This is a genomic window from Cytobacillus oceanisediminis (assembly GCF_004366035.1).
Taxonomy (GTDB): Bacteria; Bacillota; Bacilli; order Bacillales; family Cytobacillaceae; genus Cytobacillus; species Cytobacillus oceanisediminis_C.
Genome location: NZ_SOEE01000007.1, coordinates 243,656 through 260,310, shown reverse-complemented (window position 1 = coordinate 260,310; position 16,655 = coordinate 243,656). Strand labels below are relative to the sequence as shown.

The following is a 16,655-nucleotide window of genomic DNA, read 5'->3' as shown; positions in this document are numbered from 1 at the left end:
CTGTGAAAAGAAAGATGGAGGTTTATCATGGTTGGTTACATAACTGATTTAACACTTGTTGCGCTGCTCATAATTGGATTTACTGCCTTATTAGGTGTACTAACTAATGGTATTGGAGAAAAGGTATTTGGCGGTAAAAATAAATCCGAATTCGTGGATCAATCTGCAAGGGTGCAGACTGGATGGAAAAGCGTAGGCGGAAAGAAAAAGCAGTAACCTATGCCTCTATACTATGATACCGTATTCAAGATTGGTGTCAAATGATATGTAACTTAATTAATTGATAAACAAAGCCAGAAGGAGGCCAAAATAATCGGCCTCTTTCTGGCTTTTATGGTGTATAATCCACTTTTGGTGTATACGAATTACCAGCATTCCATAAAAGGAATTCATTAATTCCCTGTTCGTTCAGTGCCTTTATTTGAGCTTCAACCTCGGCCCTTCCATACTTCTTATAATTTCCGGCTCCTAAATAGGAAGCAGTAAAATCCTGAAGCCACGGTCTTGAGACAGGTGGACTATCCAACTCTTGCAACTTCCCATTCTCAAGTTTTGCATATTCAGAAACCAGCTTATAAGGTTCAAGATCAGGTTTGGCAATTCCGAAATAGGAAGTCCAGTGGCTTGGATAAATCATAGAAGAAATTACATCTACATGTTCTGAGATTTCAGAAAAATTCTGACCAATTCCCGGAGCTTCAGGAAGAGTAGCCGTGTAACCAAAAATATCAACCGATACCTTTACTCCATATGGCTCAAGCTGCTTCCTTGCATACTCAACAAAGTCTGTGACCGCGCTTACACGCTTTTGAACATTTTCAATCTTAAGATTTTCATATTCACCCATACTGTATTTCAAAGAGCTGTCGCGGTGTTCAAATCCTTCAGGAAACCGGACATAATCAAATTGAATTTCCTGAAATCCCATTTTTGCAGCTTCAATTGCAATTCCAACATTGTAATCCCAAACTTCTTTTAAAAATGGATTTACAAATGATTCACCTCTGCCATTCTTCCATACTGTATTTCCTTCTCTATAAGACCATTCCGGCTTTTTATTTGCAAGGACCGAATCTTTGAAAACAACTACCCGGGCAATCGGATAAATTTGCTTTTCTTCCATGACTTTCATGACTTTTTTTGTATCCTTTATGTAAGGTTTTCCAATCTCTTTATATGGTGAGCTGTCTTCGGGAATATAAGTAAGATTTCCCCAATCGTCCTTAATATCGATTACCATCGCATTCAAATCGGTACCTTCCATTAATTTTACCAAGTTATTAAACTTTGCGCCGCCTGCAGAATGTCCGGTGACATATATCCCCCTTACAGCATCAGGATATTGAAAATGATAGCCGGAATCAAATTGGAAACGGCTTATTTTTTCTGGAAGTGCCTTTACAAGCGAAACATGTTCCCTTTGTGGGTTTCGGCCTGGTTCCTGGTGTTCCCGTTCTTTTGCCTGCCCCGGCTGGACAGAAATGAATAGACCTGATACTAACATTAAGGCAGCAGTCAAATGTACTGACTTTTTCAAATGTGTGATGCCTCCTTTATTAAAGTTCTGCTTGCTGTTACCCATTATAAAATATTTCATTGAATTAAGACTATCTATATACTAAATTATCTTTATAAGTATTCTTTAAACCAATAATATTTAAAAAATATTAAAATGCTGCTTAATTAAATGAATTGACGGAAAAATATAAATAATCGAAAATTCTAATAGTAATATTCTAGAAAATGTTGTATTATATACTAAAGCTTACGTTAGCGAATAAACGTGTTAAAGAGATATTTCTCCTATCTACATATATGACTGAGCAATTTACATCTTGGTAACTCCTTTTACGATAAAAAAGGATTAACATAAGTTTAGCAAACACTTACTTTTCCAAGATGTAAAAAACGATCTCAGTTGAGATCGTTTTTTGTTATTTGGCATATTGAGCTTTTAATTCGTTATACTCTTTTTCAGAACAGTAAACAAAATGTCCCGGAGTAATTTCACGCATTTCCAGCTTTTCATTCTCAGCGTAATTGTGAACTGCTGTATCATATGATTTCCTTCTGCGGGAACGTTCCGTTTCTGGATCCGGAAGCGGAATAGCTGACAGCAGTGATTGAGTGTAAGGATGCATTGGGTTTGCATATAAATCTTCTGCTGGCGCAAGCTCTACCAGTTTACCGAAATACATTACACCAATACGATCACTGATGTACTTAACCATCGATAAGTCATGAGCGATAAACAGATATGTCAATCCTTTTTCACGCTGCAGTTTTTTCATAAGGTTTACTACCTGAGCCTGGATGGAAACGTCCAATGCAGAAATTGGTTCATCGGCAATAATGAAATCAGGGTCAACCGCAAGCGCGCGGGCAATCCCGATACGCTGTCTCTGTCCTCCAGAGAATTCATGAGGGTAGCGGTTAGCATGCTCTTTGTTCAAACCAACTGTTTCCAATAGCTCATAAACCCTCTCCATACGTTCCTTTTTGCTCTTTGCCAACCCGTGGATATCGATGCCTTCCGCAATGATATCGGCTACTGTCATACGCGGATTTAAGGAAGCGTAAGGATCCTGGAAAATCATTTGCATTTTCCGGTTAAACTTTTTTAGTTCTTTGGCTGACTTTTTGCCGTGAACATCTTCACCTTCAAAAAGAACTTGACCATCTGTTGCATCGTATAATCTGATAATGGTTCGTCCAGTAGTTGATTTACCGCAGCCAGATTCACCTACAAGTCCAAGGGTCTCTCCCTTATAAATATCAAAAGTTATCCCATCAACTGCTTTTACCATATTGGGACGGCCTACATTAAAATGCTGTTTTAAATTTTTAATTTGGAGCAACTTTTCTGCCATTATTATTTTCCCTCCTTGACTAATACAGGATTTTCAAATGTGGAGGATAATTGGCGCATACGTCTTTTTACTGCTTCCGGCGGCTCAACCTTTGGAGCATCCGGGTGAAGAAGCCATGTTTTTGCAAAATGTGTTTCTGAAATCTGGAACATCGGCGGTTCTTCTTCAAAGTCAATTGCAAGTGCATATTGATTTCTGGCTGCAAATGCATCTCCCTTTGGAGGATTTGTCAGATCCGGAGGTGTTCCAGGTATCGCAGCTAATTCAGCTTTATCATCATTTTCTAAGCTTGGCATTGATGCAAGCAGTCCCCATGTATAAGGGTGACGCGGGTCATAGAAAATTTCATCCACAGTGCCCATCTCAACAATCTGGCCAGCATACATTACAGCTACACGGTCCGCAACATTTGCAACAACACCCAGGTCGTGCGTGATAAAGATAATGGATGTATCCATTTTATTTTGAAGATCTTTCATAAGCTCCAGGATTTGCGCCTGAATAGTAACGTCAAGAGCTGTTGTCGGCTCATCAGCGATAAGCAGCTTTGGATTGGCTGCAAGAGCAATCGCAATCATTGCACGCTGTCTCATACCGCCGGAGAATTCATGAGGATATTGATTAACTCTTTTCTCAGGCATCGGTATACCAACAAGTCTCAGTAATTCAACTGCTCTGTTTTTGCCATCAGTCTTCGTCATATTTTGATGTTTAATCAGCACTTCCATGATCTGATTTCCAACTCTCATCGTTGGATTCAATGACGTCATCGGATCCTGGAATATCATACTGATTTCCTTACCGCGAATTTTTTCCATTTGTTTTTCTGTTTTTGGTACGATGTCATCACCGTTCAACAGGATCTGCCCGCCTGAAATTCGGCCTGGCGGCATAGGTATTAACTTCATAATAGACTGGGAAGTAACACTTTTGCCTGAACCTGATTCACCAACAATCGCAAGCGTCTCTCCCTTATGAAGGTCAAAGCTGACTCCCCGGACTGCTTTTACTGTACCTCCATATGTTTGGAATGAGACTTCTAAATTTTTTACTTCAAGTAATTTTTCCATGTTCTCACTCCTTTATTTACGCATTCTTGGATCCAGAGCATCACGCAAGCCATCTCCAACTACGTTAAAAGCAAAAATCGTTAAACAGATAAACGTAGCAGGGAAGAATAAGCGCCATGGGTAGTAACGCATAGCCGGCAATCCATCATTGGCCATTGTTCCCCAGCTCGCTATAGGCGGTGTTAATCCAAGTCCAATAAAGCTTAAGAATGCTTCAGTAAAAATAGCAGAAGGGATCGTTAGCGTCATTGTGACTAAAATAGGTCCCATTGAATTTGGAATTAAGTGTTTGCCCATAATTCTGTTTGTATTTGCACCAAGCGTTTTGGCTGCCAGGACATATTCCTGATTTTTAAGAGATAACACCTGTCCGCGGACAATACGGGACATATTGATCCATCCTGTAATGGACATTGCAATAATCATAGTAGACAATCCCTGTCCAAGCACAACCATTAACAGGATTACTAATAATAAGTAAGGTACACCATATAAAATATCGGCAAAGCGCATCATACCCTCGTCAGTGCGTCCGCCCTTATAACCGGCAATACCGCCCCAAAATACACCAATAATTAAATCAATTACAGCTGCAGCAACTCCAATGAAGATAGAAATTCGTGCCCCTTCCCATGTACGGGCAAATACATCACGGCCAAGATCATCTGTACCAAACCAATGTTCAGAAGAAGGCGGCTGGTTTTTGTTGCTCAGATCATTTGATGCATAATCATATGGAGTCATATATGGTCCAAAGATTGCCATGAAGATTAGCAGTCCTAATAATACTAATCCAAACAGGGCAAGCTTGTTTTTTCGAAATCGAATAAATACATCTTTCCAAAAAGAAAGACTTGGTTTTGAAATTTTTTCAGCTTCACCAAGCTGTGTTCCGACTAACTTGAACTTATCCTTCGAAATCTGCATAATTACTCTCCTTTCTTCCCGCCAGCAAGTTTGATGCGTGGGTCGATGATTCCGTATGCAATGTCAACAAGGAGAATAGATACAAGCAACAGAATACTGTAGAAAACTGTTACACCCATAATTACCGTATAATCACGATTGTTGATACTTGTTACAAAGTGTGCACCAAGTCCAGGAATACCGAAGATTCGTTCAATAACGAAACTTCCAGTTAAAATACCTGCGGTTAAAGGCCCCATATATGTTACAACAGGTAATAGTGCATTACGGATCGTATGTTTTACTGTAATTACTCCCCTGCTTAAACCTTTTGATTTAGCAGTCTTAATATAATCATTCGCCAGAACTTCAAGCATGCTGGAACGAGTTAACCGGGCTATAAAAGCCATCGGTGTGGATGCCAGTGCAACGGCTGGAAGAACGCTGTGCATAAATGATTCCCATCGTGCTACAGGGAAAATACCCATTTTTATTGCAAGGAAATATTGCAGGAATGATGCCATGATAAAGGAAGGTACAGAGATACCTAATACAGCTACAATCATCGCTGTGTAATCCGGCCACCTATTGTGTTTTAATGCCGCAATGATTCCTAATAGAACTCCTACTGCAACGGCGATAAAAATGGCTTCCATTCCGAGAAGAAATGAAACAGGGAAACCTTCATTAATCAGGTCGTTTACAGTTTGGCTTTTATATTTGAACGATGGTCCAAAATCCCAATTGGCAATTCGAACCAGATACTCCCAATACTGTGCATACCATGGCTTGTCCAGCCCAAAGTGGGCATTCAGGTTTGCTTCAATTTCGGGAGGAAGTTTTTTCTCAGATGCAAAAGGGTTTCCGGGTGCAATGCGCATGAAGAAAAACGTTGCTGTAACAATCATCCAAAGAGACAGAAGCATGTACACCAAGCGTTTTCCAATATATTTCGCCATTGTCAAACACCTCCAATTTATTACAATGCCTTAATCAGAAACGAAGGTATATGGGATTGAGCATCCCATATACCTTTCGTAAAGTTTAGCTATGTTTATTCGAAGTGTGCCCACTTATATTGGACATCACCTAGACCGGATACTGCAACATCTTTAAGGTTCTCAGCCTGTACCCAGTTGTTAGTATAGAAATAGATTGGAGCAACTGGCATATCTTCCATGAAGACTGCTTCAGCATCCTTCAATAACTGCTGGCGAGCTTCAGGGTCAGTTTCTGTTGCAGATTTAGCAAGCAGATCCTGGAACTCTTTGCTTTCCCATCCAGTATTGTTGTTACCGCCATCAGCGTCACGGTACATTTCTAAGAAGTTGATTGCATCGTTAAAGTCACCCAACCAGCCCATACGTGCTACTTGGTAATCCATTTGGTTTACATTATCAAGGAATACATTCCACTCTGCATTATCTAGTGTTACTTCAACACCTAGGTTCTGTTTCCACATATCCTGGATTGCCTGTGCAATCTTTTGGTGTGCCTCAGAAGTATTGTAAGAAAGAGTTACAGCTGGAAGTTCAGAAGCATCTTTATAGCCAAGCTCTTCAAGACCTTTTTGTAAATATTCTTTAGCCTTTTCTACATCGTTATCAGAGAAATAACCCTTTTCGTTTTCTTCAAACATTGAAGGTGGAACAATTGCCATTGCAGGAAGCTGTTCACCCTGAAGGATGTTATCAATAAGCTCCTGACGGTTGATAGCATGTGCAAATGCCTTACGGATATTGACATTATTAAATGGTTCTGCAGTTGTATTAAACTTGTAATTGTAAATACCTGCGATTGGCTGAGTAACTAAGCGGCCTTCGTCTTTAAGTGCCTGCATAGCGTCAGTTGGAAGAGCACCTGTTGGAGCTCCAGCCCAATCTAGTTCTCCGTTGTCAAACATAGATAATTCAGTATTAGGATCATTGATCATGATCATTTCAATGCTGTCCAGCTTAACTGTTTCAGCATCCCAGTATGTCTCGCTCTTCTCAAGAACGATCTTGTCACTGTGAGCCCATTCAACTAAATGGAAAGGACCGTTAGTAGTGAAATTTTCACCAGCGTCAGTTGCCCATTCTGGGTTAGCTTCAGCAATCTTGCTGTTAACTGGCAGATAAGTATAGAAAGCAGTCAATTCTTCAAAATATGGTGTCGGATTTACTAATTTAACTTCTAAAGTTTTCTCATCGATAGCTTTAACACCAACCGCATCCTTTTCACCTTTGCCTGTATTGAATGCTTCAGCGCCTTCAAGGTAGTAAAGCTGGTATGCATAAGTTGAGTTGTTTGCAGGATCTAATGCCCATTTCCAAGCATATTCAAAGTCTTTAGCGATTACAGGATCGCCATTTGACCAGTTCGCATCGCGAATTGTGAATGTATAAGTTTTTCCGTCTTCAGAAACTTTGATGTCGTCTGCCATTGCTTTTTCAGGCTTACCATCTTGATTAATGCGAGTAAGACCTTCTAACACGTTACGAAGTACAGTTCCAGAAGTTGAATCTTCTGCTAGTCCTGGATTCAATGATGGTGGTTCAGTGTTGATGTTTACTCTTAACTCCTGCGGTACATCAGACTTTCCGCCGTCGTCTCCGCCTTTTTCGCCGCCGTCAGCATTGTCTCCGCCGCCGCTGCATGCAGCAAGGAACATGCTTAGCACAAGCAGCATGCTAAAAAAGATCGATAATCTTTTGTTCACGGTATTAACCCCCTATTTAATTTCCTCAAACAATATCCTTACGCTTGTCTTTCACAAAAAACACAACTGTGCGCCCCAGATATATTGCTCAAATAGTCTGTTAATTAAATTTAAAAAATTTGCAGACTATTTAGAAGGCAACAAAAAAAGCAAGTTTATATTCTCTTAAAGATAGATTATCCCTATATTCTGATAATTCAGATTAAAAGGAGTAATCTATAAGATGTAAGCTATAAACTTACTCAATATGCACCATACTCTCGCTATCTGGAGTGATATAGTTTTGTTTTAAATGTAACAAAATCGTAAAGATTATGTTTGTTACGTTTATTATAAATAGTTTAAAAACTTATTGCAAGTGGCTTTTTGTACATGCAATCCAATCGAGTATGACATTTTTCGTCAAAAAGTCTTATAAATTAAGATTTTTGAGATTTTAAAAAAATTTTTCTTTTTATGTTTATTTGCTATTTTAATAGGAATCATCACCCATTTATTGTCAAATACAGCCTTGAAATAGAGGCTATCGATACATTCATTTTACCTTTTATTAACTTGATTTTTGTATCCGTATAGTTTAACTTATTATATAATACAAATAAAAATTAATTATCTAGTCGGCAATGAAAAAAGAGTAGTACATTTACTGAGGGTTAACAGAGAGTCTGTGGAAGGTGCAAACAGGCAGCCCGGTAAATCGAATGGACTTTTGAGCTTCTGGATTTTCAGGCGCTTCCCTGCGTTATCGGGGACCTATGCATTATTCTGCATAGGGCAGAGTGACTCAGTATTTGAGTAATTAGGGTGGCAACGCGGACCATTCGTCCCTATTTTATAGGGATGAATGGTTCTTTTTTATGCTTAAAGCACAAAAATTTCTCCTCACCGCCTGTCAATTCATGATCTTTTAAGCCGATTAAAGGAGGAAAAACATGAAAACTATATTTTCCGGCATCCAGCCCAGCGGCACAATTACCCTTGGGAATTACATCGGTGCCATGAAGCAATTTGTTGAACTGCAGAATGACTACAACTGCTATTTTTGCATTGTTGACCAGCACGCAATAACAGTTCCCCAGGACAGACTGGAATTAAGAAAAAACATCCGAAGCCTGGCTGCCCTATATTTGGCTGTTGGAATTGATCCTGAGAAATCCACCCTATTCATTCAGTCGGAAGTTCCAGCCCATGCCCAGGCAGGTTGGATGATGCAATGTGTTGCTTACATCGGTGAGCTCGAACGCATGACCCAATTCAAAGACAAATCAGAAGGTAAAGATGCCGTATCTGCAGGACTGCTGACCTATCCTCCTTTGATGGCTGCCGATATCCTTCTATACAACACCGACTTGGTTCCAGTTGGAGAGGATCAAAAGCAGCACCTGGAATTAACTCGTGATCTTGCAGAAAGATTCAATAAGAAGTACAACAACATCTTCACCATTCCTGATGTAAGAATCGCCAAAGAAGGCGCGAGGGTTATGTCTCTTCAGGATCCATTAAAGAAAATGAGCAAGTCTGATCCTAATAAAAAGTCATTTATATCATTATTAGATGATCCAAAACAAATTGAAAAGAAAATAAAAAGTGCTGTAACAGATTCTGAAGGCATTGTTAAATATGATAAGGAAAACAAACCTGGCGTATCCAATCTCCTTTCCATTTACTCAATTCTTTCAGGGAAAACTGTTGCGGAAATCGAAAAAGCATACGAGGGCAAAGGATATGGAGATTTTAAAGCCGGTCTGTCAGATGTTGTTGTTGGAGCAATTAAGCCTATTCAGGATAAATATTATGCGCTAATGGAATCGGAAGAACTTGATCTTGTACTTGATCAGGGAGCTGAAAAAGCCAATAAGTCTGCATACAAAATGGTTAAAAAAATGGAAAGTGCAATGGGACTCGGCCGTAAGAGAAAATAAAAAACAGCCTTTTGGCTGTTTTTTATTTTCTTTAATTCACTTTTGGGCCATGCTCCATTTCCCACAACTTCTCAAAAAACGGCTGTCCTTTTATTAAATTTTCACAAAACTTCTCGTGTTTACCTGACCAGCCGTATTTACTTTCATCGTAAAGTTCATACCATGCTTCTTCAAAGTTCATTGACTGTATTTTCGAATAGCGTTCCGGGCTCCACTCCGTATACCAATAACGGATCTCAGCATCATTTTTGGATGAATGAAGCTGATCCAGCGCCATAAACAGCAGCTGCTTAAGCTGTCTTTCTTTTCTCGTCAGGCCTGCCATCAAATCCGGAGATGGAGAAAGGATATGAAATTCCTTTAATGCTGTTTGATCATTAAATGAGTATGTTGCCGTTTCCTGATTTTCAAGCATTTCATATGCCAGCTGCTCCTGACGCGGGATAAGTCTGCTTTTTCTGATAGGAATATTGTAGCCGATCGTATCTACTGCCAATATGCCTGTCCCATCTGAAACAACAAAACAATACTCCAATTGAATGCGTTCATGATTTTTCCTTAAGTAAGCTTTTTGATAAATATCATCTAGCAGTTGTTGTGGCAGCTCGGAAAGATCATTTTCAATATAATTAAAAAGAACCGGGTCAATCTTTAACAGCGGAACCTGATCAAGCAGTTCTACGCCATCATCTTTTCTCCATTCATGAAAATGGCATACATTGTATCCATTCTCTTCTCCTTCAAACCAATTCACCCAAACATCATGAAGATACAACATTTTTCAACCCCCACTTCAACAAACTATTTGTCACTCAGTATGGGCAGTAGGCAGTAAATTTATTCCTATATTGCTCTCGTAATCCATTTTTTGTAATAAATTTCAAAATGACATTGCTGAATAAATACCTTCTCTTTATTCATTCAAATTTGAATAAGGAAAATATATGCTAACAGTTATAATAACGATTCCGATCGGAAGCAAATAACATTCTGGACGTGAGATAATAAAATTGAGATATTCTTTGAAGGTATGCCCAGTTGTAAGCAAATTTAAATACCCTATTACACTGACTCCTCCTGAAACAGAAATCCCAAATCCGGTTAAAAGCCAAAATGCCCTAAATAACATTTTCTTTCCTATATGCGTGAGTCCCAAAAGGTCTTAATGCTGCCATAAACTCACTCCCAGTCTTTTTTTACATGTATATGAAGGAATCTGTTCGGATATGTACAAGCTATTGGCCTGAAAACAACAAAAAAACGCCTGATATAGGCGTTTCTTAACTATCTGTTAGATTTAGGATTGAAGGCATCTTTTAAGCCTTCTCCAATGAAGTTAATTGATAGGATTGTAAATGTTAAAACCGCAGCTGGCGGAATCCATATCCACCACTTACTGGTTAAAACATCCGGACTTCTTGCTTCCTGAAGCATATTCCCCCAAGTAGGGATGTTGATCGGAACACCGAATCCCAGGAAGCTTAGGCCCGTCTCAGCTACAATCATCGCTGCCAGTGTAATGGTCGCCTGAACAATAATGGTTGACATTACGTTCGGCAGCAAATGTTTAAAAATGGTCTTTGGTGCAGAGCATCCGATAGAAACTGCACTCATAATATATTCATTTTCCTTCTCAGCCATGACCTTGCTTCGCACAAGACGGGCAGTTCCTGTCCAGCTGAGTACACTTATTACGAATATTAGAGTTCCTGTACTTGATTCGATAAAAATTGATTTTAATACGATAACAAATAGCAGGAATGGGAAGTTCATCATAAAGTCTGTGAATCTCATTAGGGCATTGTCGACCCAGCCGCCAAAATACCCCGCAGTAGCACCAACAAGAGTACCAATAGTAATAACAGCTAGCGTGATAGAGAATGCAAGCAAGAGTGAAGTCTTGCCGCCGTGCAGAGTTCTGGCAAAAACGTCTCTGCCTGACTTGTCAGTGCCAAAGTAGTGATCAGCAGATGGTTCTTTGCTCATTTGTGTTAAATTGATCTTAGCTGTCTCCTCAACCGGCATAGTCAGCGGCTCAGCCAATATGGACATTGCACAGACCAGCAGCAGGAATACCAGACTGATCATTGCTGCTTTGTTGCGCAAAAACTTGCGGCGGGCGAGAGCCCATGGTGATTGACTCTTCGGAGGTTTAACAGGTTCTGTTAAACCAGGCGAAGTTTGCTGTGATATTGATGGTTCCATACTCCCACCTACCTAACTTAAACGAATACGCGGATCTACTAGACCATATAGTAAATCTGCAACTAAATTTCCAATCAGGGTCAAGATAGTCAACATCATGGCAATAGCCATCATGACAGAATAATCACGTGCATTAACTGATTCTACGAATAAATAACCGATGCCAGGGTATGTGAAAATGGTTTCTGTGATAATTGCCCCTCCAAAAAGATTGGCAATATCGAATCCAAGTAATGTAACAATAGGTATGATTGAGTTTCTTAGAATGTGCTTATTATAAATCGCAGATTCTTTCGTACCTTTAGCTCTTGCTGTACGAACATAATCCTTGCGAGAGCTTTCGATCATATCATTTCTCAAGAACTGTGTGTAAGCGGCTGTAGCCATGGCTCCCAGGACAATAGCCGGCAATACTGTATGTTTTGCTTTACTTAAGTAATATTCCAGTGTGCCCGCTTCTACCCCGCTGCCGATACTTCCACTGGCTGGAACCCATCCAAGATTGATGGCAAAAACATAAATGGCAACCAAAGCTGCAACAAAGCTGGGAATTGCAAGTGCTAGATAGTTAAATGCTGATATTAAATAATCTCCCATGCTATAGGCAAATCGCCCAGAGTATCTTCCCATTAAAAAAGCTAATAAATAAGTGATTAAAAGAGCTGATATTCCTAAAATGATCGTGTTCGGCAAACGGTCACCAATTAATTCCATAACCGGGCGCTTATGAACAAATGAATCTCCAAAATCTCCTTGGACCACACCACTCATCCAGCGGACATACTGCACAGGAATAGGATCATTCAATCCCATCTGCTCACGCATTTCTTCAATATACTCCGGATCTGAGTTTAATGGGTCAATTTTTCCAGATAGCGCATCACCAGGCATAAGCTTTGCGAGGGTGAAAACCACTACTGAGATAAGGAAAATTATTGGAATCATACCTATGAGTCGTCGAATTGTGTACTGTAGCATTTCCATTCCCCTTACCAAACAAAAATTTATTCGCTGGTTAAACTTGTATTCCTTGGAGAACAAATCCCCCAAGGAATACAGGTTCCTTTTATCCTATTACTCTACAATGTGCCACTTGTGGAACTCATCAGTTCCGAATGGAGTTACTTTCACTCCGCCAACACGCTTGTTGATCGCCCATGGATCTACACGCTGTTCGAAGAAAATGATCGGCAATTCTTCGTTAACAAGCTTCTGCCATTCGTTGTAGACTTCCTGACGGTGTTCAGTTACATCTTTACTAGCATCTTCAGGGAAAGTTATCCCTTTCTTGATTAGCTCATCAGACTTTTCACTGTACCATCTCCACATGTTCCACTTGTCAGTAGATAACCAGATTCCAGCTGGATCTGGATCATTAGCAAGTCCCCAAGCACCCATGAATGTTTCAACAGATGGGTCATCTGCTTCAATAGTGTCATAGAATAAGTTGAAATCTTTTAATGAACCGCCGTTTAGCTTAGCATTTAAGCCAACTTCCTGCCAGGATTGAAGGATGAATTGAGCACGTGCTTCTGAAGTTTCAGCGCCTGCCATTGCATCAAAATTAATTGTAAATGGCTTGCCTTCTGGATCTTCACGGAAGCCGTCGCCGTCTTTATCTACATAGCCTGCTTCGTCAAGTAATTTTTTTGCTTTCTCTGGATCATACTCATATTGATTGATTTCTGAATCATCAATTTTTGCCCAAGATACTGATGGGAAAGGAGTGTTTAATGGTTTTCCTAATCCGTTTGCAAAGCCATCGATAAATGCCTGACGGTCAATTGCATGTGCCATTGCATGGCGAAGGGATTTGTTCTGGAACTTCTTGTTATCAGAAACTACTACACCTTTTTTAGTGTCATAATGACCCCAGTCAAAAGCGATATAGCTGTAAGACATGGCATCTGCTTCTACTGGATTTACATTGTCAAGAGCTTTAATAGCTTCCCACTGATCCTTTGGAGCTTCAATAACATCGATTTCTCCGTTTTGCACTAAACCTTGCGCAAGAGAACCATCAATAATTTTGTAAACTACACCATCCAATTTAGCTGGTCCTTGCCAGTAATCATCAAAACGCTCAAATTCAATCATTTCACCAGGTACGATGTTTTTCACTTTAAAAGGACCTACACCGATTGGTGTTTTACGGATTTGATCGGAGTCCGGAAGCTCTTTAGAAGAAATATCCCCATAATGGTGCTTTGGCTCAGGATAAACCCAAATATTCTCCAATAAGTTAACAGAAGGCTCAGTTACTGTCACTTCAATTGTATAATCGTCAATTACCTTGATACCTTCAATTGTCTCAGCTTTTCCGTCTTTATATTCTTGAGCACCTTTGATCATTGCTACGTTAGCAAAACGTGCACCTTCATAAGTTGGATCAGCAATTAAATACCATGCAAATTCCATATCTTCTGCAGTTAATTCTTCACCATCATGCCATTTAACTCCTTGCTTAAGCTTGAAAGTTAATTTCGTCTTGTCTTCAGATAACTCATAATCTGCCAGATTCGGTTCAGATATAAGCTCATCATTTACTTTGAGCAAACCTTCATGCATAAACTGAAGGGCATTAGCATCATCTTCACCCTCGTAATAAGCATAAGATAAAACACCTTTAAATGGCTGAGTATAACCGAATGTTACTGTTCCACCCTCTTGAGCTTCTCCTGATGCTTTCCCATCATCCTTTGGTTCCTTTTCAGTGCTGGCTTTCTCTCCGCCGCCAGAACATGCTGCCAGGAATACAGACATGACCAGCAGAAGTGATAGCAGCCAAAATGCTGATTTCTTCATTAGTTTCCCCCCGAAAAATATTTTTTGACAAAGCCTTATTTATATAAGTGACAAGCGACTCTATGCCCAGGCTTCACCTCCTTTAAGTGCGGTTTTACACTCTGGCACTCCGGCATTGCATGCGCGCAGCGCGGATGAAACGTACATCCTTTTGGAGGATCAATCGGGCTTGGCACATCGCCCTCTAAAATAATTCTTTCTTTTTTCTTGCGCGGATCCGGTTCAGGGATCGCAGAGATTAGAGCTTGAGTATAAGGATGTAAAGGCTCTGCATAGAGGCTGTCCTTTTCAGCGACTTCTACAAGGCCTCCCAGATACATAACCCCTATCCGGTCACTCATATGTTTAACTACACTCAAATCGTGGGCAATGAATAAGAAAGTAAGATCAAATTCATCCTGAAGCTCTTTCAGCAGATTCAATACCTGAGATTGGACCGATACATCCAGGGCGGAAACAGGCTCATCCGCAATAATGAGCTTTGGTCTTAAAGCCAGTGCCCTTGCGATACCGATACGCTGTCTTTGCCCGCCGGAAAACTCATGCGGGTATTTATAGTAAGCATCTTCAGGCAGCCCAACTTTCGCAAGAAGATCCATTACTTCCGGCTTCAGTTCCTTTTCGGATTTGCTGTTATAGTTCCTGATGGGCTCTGACACAAGATGCCCAACCATCATCGTGGGATTTAATGATGCATAAGGATCCTGGAAAACCATCTGGAAGTCCTGGCGGATTTTCCTCAGGCTGGTTCCTCTTACATTTGTGATATCCTGTCCGTCAAATATGATTTGTCCGTCTGTTGGTTCTAGAAGTCTGAGGATCGTTCTGCCTGCGGTTGATTTTCCGCAGCCTGATTCTCCCACCAGCCCCAGCGTCTCCCCTTTCTTAATTTCAAAGGAAATATCGTCGACAGCCTTAACGACTGCCACAGTCTTTCTAAGGATTCCGCCTTTTATTGGATAGTAAGTCTTTAGGTTCTTAACCTCTAAAAGCACTTCATTGCTGCTTTTATCCTTTTTTAAAACAGCTGTATTATTATGCTCTGTACTCATCATGCGTTCACCTCTTGTTTCGGATGGCTTGTCTCGTAAAGCAGACAGGCAACCTCATGTCCTGCTTCATTTTCTGCCAATTGAGGTGTAACTGTCAGGCAATCAGGCATTGCCTTAGGGCAGCGCGCCGCAAATTTGCACCCTGTTTTAGGCATGTTTTTTAATGAAGGCACAATTCCTTTTATTGTGCTTAGCTTTTCCACTTCTTCATCCATTTTCGGAATTGCTCCCATCAGGAGCTGAGTATAAGGATGTTTTGGATTGTGAAATAAGGAATCTACATCTGTCCGTTCTGCTATCTTTCCTGCATACATAACAATTACCTCATCACACATCTCGGCCACAACGCCCAAGTCATGAGTAATCAGAATGACGGACATATCATTGACTTCCTGGATTTCTTTTAGAAGCTCAAGAATTTGGGCTTGTACAGTAACATCCAGGGCAGTTGTCGGCTCATCGGCGATCAGCAGCTTCGGCTGGCAGGCAATGGCGATGGCGATCATAACCCTTTGCCTCATACCTCCTGAAAGCTGATGCGGGTATTCATCTACAATTTTTTCAGGCCTTGAAATTCCCACACTTTTTAGAAGTGCGATACTTTTAAGCCGCGCTTCTTTTTTGGAGATTTTCATATGATTGAATAATACTTCCTGCAGCTGGAACCCGATAGAGAAAACAGGATTTAAAGAAGTCATTGGTTCCTGGAATATCATTGCGATATCTTTTCCCCTGATATTATTAATCTCTGAATCTGTCATCTTCTCCAAATGAATACCGTCAAAGATAATTTCTCCATTTCGGATTTGGCCGATTCCTTTTGGCAGGAGCTTCATGACAGAGAGGCTCATTACAGATTTACCGCAGCCCGACTCTCCTACGATTCCAACTATTTGTCTAGGCTTAACTCTAAAAGAAACATTATCAACTGCGTTATAGTATGTACCATCTATGGAAAATGCCGTTTCTAAATTCTTCACCTCTAGTAATGGTGCGTCTTTATGTTGACGGGAATTTGCGCTCATAGGACACCTCTTACCTTTTCGAATTATTCTGTTAATTCATTCTATTTGTCTAAAATATTATTACAAACTTATTACAATTGCAAGATTTTTTTAAAATTT

At 40.2% G+C, this 16,655-nt stretch carries 14 protein-coding genes and 1 other annotated feature; of the genes, 2 read left to right on the top strand and 12 right to left on the bottom strand.

Going from position 1 to position 16,655, the window contains the following annotated elements; translation table 11 throughout:
- The first annotated feature begins 27 nt into the window (after window positions 1-27).
- Window positions 28-216, top strand: coding sequence for a hypothetical protein (locus DFO72_RS18850; RefSeq protein WP_113883331.1), 189 nt, complete (start codon window positions 28-30; stop codon window positions 214-216).
- Between the two features lie 115 nt (window positions 217-331).
- On the opposite strand, the gene DFO72_RS18845 is transcribed toward DFO72_RS18850, so the two are convergent.
- The 6 genes from DFO72_RS18845 to DFO72_RS18820 all read right to left on the bottom strand — a co-directional run bounded on the left by DFO72_RS18845 (window position 332) and on the right by DFO72_RS18820 (window position 7,547).
- Window positions 332-1,537 carry a putative glycoside hydrolase gene (locus DFO72_RS18845; protein ID WP_113883332.1) on the bottom strand — a complete coding sequence of 402 codons (1,206 nt, stop codon included), beginning with the start codon at window positions 1,535-1,537 and terminating at the stop codon, window positions 332-334.
- A gap of 397 nt (window positions 1,538-1,934) precedes the next feature.
- A complete protein-coding gene (locus DFO72_RS18840; protein WP_113883333.1) occupies window positions 1,935-2,870 on the bottom strand; it encodes an ABC transporter ATP-binding protein in 936 nt (311 codons plus the stop codon).
- Window positions 2,871-2,872: 2 nt separating this feature from the next.
- Window positions 2,873-3,940 (bottom strand): ABC transporter ATP-binding protein, encoded by a 1,068-nt coding sequence (locus DFO72_RS18835; RefSeq protein WP_113883334.1) that lies wholly within the window; start codon window positions 3,938-3,940, stop codon window positions 2,873-2,875.
- 12 nt (window positions 3,941-3,952) lie between these two features.
- The gene (locus DFO72_RS18830; protein WP_395858188.1) at window positions 3,953-4,870 is read right to left on the bottom strand and encodes an ABC transporter permease; all 918 of its coding nucleotides are present in this window, start codon (window positions 4,868-4,870) and stop codon (window positions 3,953-3,955) included.
- Window positions 4,870-5,805 carry an ABC transporter permease gene (locus DFO72_RS18825; RefSeq protein WP_113883336.1) on the bottom strand — a complete coding sequence of 312 codons (936 nt, stop codon included), beginning with the start codon at window positions 5,803-5,805 and terminating at the stop codon, window positions 4,870-4,872. The genes DFO72_RS18830 and DFO72_RS18825 overlap by 1 nt, the downstream gene beginning before the upstream one ends.
- Window positions 5,806-5,900: 95 nt before the next feature.
- Window positions 5,901-7,547, bottom strand: a complete 1,647-nt coding sequence (locus DFO72_RS18820) for a peptide ABC transporter substrate-binding protein (protein WP_113883337.1) — start codon at window positions 7,545-7,547, stop codon at window positions 5,901-5,903.
- 614 nt (window positions 7,548-8,161) lie between these two features.
- Window positions 8,162-8,379, top strand: a binding site (T-box leader).
- Window positions 8,380-8,479: 100 nt separating this feature from the next.
- Here DFO72_RS18820 and trpS point away from each other — a divergent pair.
- Window positions 8,480-9,469, top strand: a complete 990-nt coding sequence (gene trpS, locus DFO72_RS18815) for a tryptophan--tRNA ligase (RefSeq protein WP_113883338.1) — start codon at window positions 8,480-8,482, stop codon at window positions 9,467-9,469.
- A gap of 31 nt (window positions 9,470-9,500) precedes the next feature.
- Here trpS and DFO72_RS18810 read toward each other — a convergent pair whose 3' ends face one another.
- From DFO72_RS18810 to DFO72_RS18780, 6 genes are all read right to left on the bottom strand, one after another.
- Window positions 9,501-10,247 (bottom strand): YjbA family protein, encoded by a 747-nt coding sequence (locus DFO72_RS18810; protein ID WP_113883339.1) that lies wholly within the window; start codon window positions 10,245-10,247, stop codon window positions 9,501-9,503.
- A gap of 506 nt (window positions 10,248-10,753) precedes the next feature.
- Entirely contained in the window at window positions 10,754-11,674 is a 921-nt protein-coding gene (gene opp4C, locus DFO72_RS18800) for an oligopeptide ABC transporter permease (protein ID WP_113883341.1), read from the bottom strand.
- Window positions 11,675-11,686: 12 nt separating this feature from the next.
- Window positions 11,687-12,652: an oligopeptide ABC transporter permease gene (opp4B, locus tag DFO72_RS18795; RefSeq protein WP_113883342.1), complete on the bottom strand. Its 966-nt coding sequence runs from the start codon at window positions 12,650-12,652 to the stop codon at window positions 11,687-11,689.
- A 96-nt stretch (window positions 12,653-12,748) separates the two neighbouring features.
- A complete protein-coding gene (gene opp4A, locus DFO72_RS18790; protein WP_113883343.1) occupies window positions 12,749-14,479 on the bottom strand; it encodes an oligopeptide ABC transporter substrate-binding protein in 1,731 nt (576 codons plus the stop codon).
- A gap of 35 nt (window positions 14,480-14,514) precedes the next feature.
- Window positions 14,515-15,534 (bottom strand): ABC transporter ATP-binding protein, encoded by a 1,020-nt coding sequence (locus DFO72_RS18785; RefSeq protein ID WP_009331221.1) that lies wholly within the window; start codon window positions 15,532-15,534, stop codon window positions 14,515-14,517.
- Window positions 15,531-16,556: an ABC transporter ATP-binding protein gene (locus DFO72_RS18780; protein WP_113883344.1), complete on the bottom strand. Its 1,026-nt coding sequence runs from the start codon at window positions 16,554-16,556 to the stop codon at window positions 15,531-15,533. The genes DFO72_RS18785 and DFO72_RS18780 overlap by 4 nt, the downstream gene beginning before the upstream one ends.
- Between the last annotated feature and the right edge of the window lie 99 nt (window positions 16,557-16,655).